This is a genomic window from Polynucleobacter sp. AM-25C3, from assembly GCF_018882335.1.
Classification (GTDB): Bacteria; Pseudomonadota; Gammaproteobacteria; order Burkholderiales; family Burkholderiaceae; genus Polynucleobacter.
This window is the reverse complement of the sequence record NZ_JACVOS010000031.1, coordinates 1-1,998: the sequence shown is the minus strand read 5'-3', so window position 1 is coordinate 1,998 and position 1,998 is coordinate 1. Positions and strand designations below refer to the sequence as shown.

The 1,998-nt window shown below is 42.3% G+C and carries 1 protein-coding gene; it reads right to left on the bottom strand.

Annotated features, from left to right (window positions below):
- Positions 1-643: 643 nt before the first annotated feature.
- Positions 644-1,768, bottom strand: a complete 1,125-nt coding sequence (locus tag ICN12_RS10720) for a linear amide C-N hydrolase (protein WP_216272497.1) — start codon at positions 1,766-1,768, stop codon at positions 644-646.
- Positions 1,769-1,998 lie beyond the last annotated feature (230 nt).

Below are 1,998 nucleotides of genomic sequence, written 5' to 3'. Positions count from 1 at the left end.
TTGGATGTGGACATACAATCATGAAAGACCGAACATGGGCTTAGGTGGAATTACACCAAAGCAAAAACTAGCACTTGCAGTACCAGCTTCTACTTTTAGCTTAAGTTAAAAATGGGGGGATTACCCCATAACAGCAAGGTCTGTAACTTGGTAAACGGGCGTTGATTCCAAGAGCGGTATAAAAATACAAGCAAAAGAATTGAAACAATAAAAGAGGTATTGGCTATTGTGAGAAAGAGCTTATGTGTCCACAAGGCGATGCCAAAGCTAAAGGAGGACAGAGAGAAAATTCCCAAGCTTAAGGGATAGTAGATGCTGAATCCACTTGTCCTGTTAGCTCGATATTGATAGAGGGAACTTAAAAATAACCCCAGACCAATTAACGAAAAAACAATAAAAAAAATTTGGTTAGCTAATTCCATGAACTAGATAGTACTAAAGATCATTGGAAATGTCGTTGCAAACGACATTGACTGACTCAAGGATATCTAACAGATTTGCCCTTTTAAAGGACGGTTCATGCTGGGATTCTCGGGACTAATGGCAGCTTACCGTGCCAGACCAAAAGAAAATAGCCCAACGAGTGGGCTATCGTGTTTCTTGGTGGCCCAGGGAGGAATCGACCAGAGCCTAGGATGCCCCTTTACTTCATTAGTTGACTAGTTAAATCACCGCTTGAATAAGGCAGGCCATCGATTAACCAAGACATTTGCTTATTAGCAGCAAAAAGCTTATTTAGATCTAGTTGAATAAAATTTGTACGATTTAAATAATTGGCCACCTTTAGTTGATTGTGGGTCAAGTCTTTAATGATTGCCCATTGCGTGCTGTCCGAGACGGTTGCTTTACCCTCAAGCGAAATTGATGTTCCAAGAGGCACATCCACATTATTTAAGATATGTCCGACCAGTTGATTTGCTTCGGCACCAGTCTTCACTTGACCTGCCATCTGCTGCAAATAGGCGGCACGAATAAAGCGGCCAGGGGTTGTGTAATCACCGGGCATCCCGATCATTCCAGCGCCCTCTGAACCTAATTCATTAATGCTTTTGCCTTTGATGGTCAGCGGCTTTGGAGCGGTTCCCGAAAGTGCCAAATAATTTCTCGCATTATTTAAATGCCAGTCGTAGGTTGGGGCATTAGTCAAAGTATTGGCAATATTGTCATAAATAACCATTTGCCCCTTTATGAATTCAACAATAATGCTGGCGCCAGTGCGATCAGTGAATACAAAATGTAGCCATGGCGCTGTTGGTATCCCAGAAACTTCACTTGGATCAAACCAGACTTTGTATTTAGGTAATTCTTGCTTTAATTCTTTAACCGTCGAAAACATTCCCAGAACAAATCCACCAAGATTAACGATGGACACATAGCGCTTATCTTGCTTATCTATAGATTGATATTCGGTAAAGCCTGGCATGAAATTTCCACTCAATCCCAGACCCGCACTATTTTGCCCCTCAAGAAACGCATTTCCACCCTTCAGAATGGCTGGACTTACGCCGATAAACGCATACTTGCTAGACAACTGTTCGGCGGGAAGATTCATCTTTGCTGGGGCGCTCAGAAGCAAAGGTGTGCCTTGTGGCATCACCATCAGCGTCCACTTCATGTCAAAGGCCCAGTCCATATTTCTGCCAGCTACAACCGTTCCATCTTTAGCAACCGTATTTACTGCAGTACACGCCATGCTAGCGTAAGAAAAACAGGTGAGGCAAAGAATCGCAATGAATCGCGTACTTTTTGAAAACGAGTCAGAAATCATCTGGATGCCTTTAAATAAAAGTGTGGATAAGATTAGAGATAAGCCCCTAGGGTGAGCATATCAAAGATAAAGAGCCCAAATGAAAAACCACTCGAAAGTGGTTTTAGTTGTACGACTCGATACATAGTTAACACTTTATACCGGACACATACTTTACAGTTTTTGGCATAGGAGGGACCTTACTATGCCGTGGAATGAAAGTACGAAGATGGATGAAAAGCTCAAGTTTG